This window comes from Bacillus sp. 05T31 (assembly GCF_056396725.1).
In genome coordinates this window covers 1-372 of record NZ_JBFTMA010001496.1, presented here as the reverse complement: position 1 = coordinate 372, position 372 = coordinate 1, and the positions used below count along the sequence as shown (strand labels likewise).

Sequence of the window (372 nt, the reverse complement as noted above, 5' to 3'; positions counted from 1 at the left end):
GAATTGGCAGACGCACTAGACTTAGGATCTAGCGCCTTTGGCGTGGGGGTTCGACTCCCTTCACCCGCACTTTTAATAAAATAACTCAAACATGTCTTGCGGAAGTAGTTCAGTGGTAGAATACAACCTTGCCAAGGTTGGGGTCGCGGGTTCGAATCCCGTCTTCCGCTCCAATTTTCAGTATGACATGCCGGGGTGGCGGAACAGGCAGACGCACAGGACTTAAAATCCTGCGGTGGGTGACCACCGTGCGGGTTCGACCCCCGCCCTCGGCACCATATGCGCCCGTAGCTCAATTGGATAGAGCGTTTGACTACGGATCAAGAGGTTAGGGGGATCAAGAGGTTAGGGGTTCGACTCCTCTCGGGCGCG

At 55.1% G+C, this 372-nt stretch carries 3 tRNA genes; all 3 read left to right on the top strand.

Features of this window, described 5'->3' with window-relative positions:
• The first annotated feature begins 98 nt into the window (after nucleotides 1–98).
• The 3 genes from AC1DJR_RS34040 to AC1DJR_RS34030 all read left to right on the top strand — a co-directional run bounded on the left by AC1DJR_RS34040 (nucleotide 99) and on the right by AC1DJR_RS34030 (nucleotide 372).
• A tRNA-Gly gene (locus AC1DJR_RS34040) sits at nucleotides 99–173 on the top strand.
• 16 nt (nucleotides 174–189) lie between these two features.
• Nucleotides 190–278 (top strand) — tRNA-Leu (locus tag AC1DJR_RS34035).
• A gap of 3 nt (nucleotides 279–281) precedes the next feature.
• Nucleotides 282–372 (top strand) — tRNA-OTHER (locus AC1DJR_RS34030).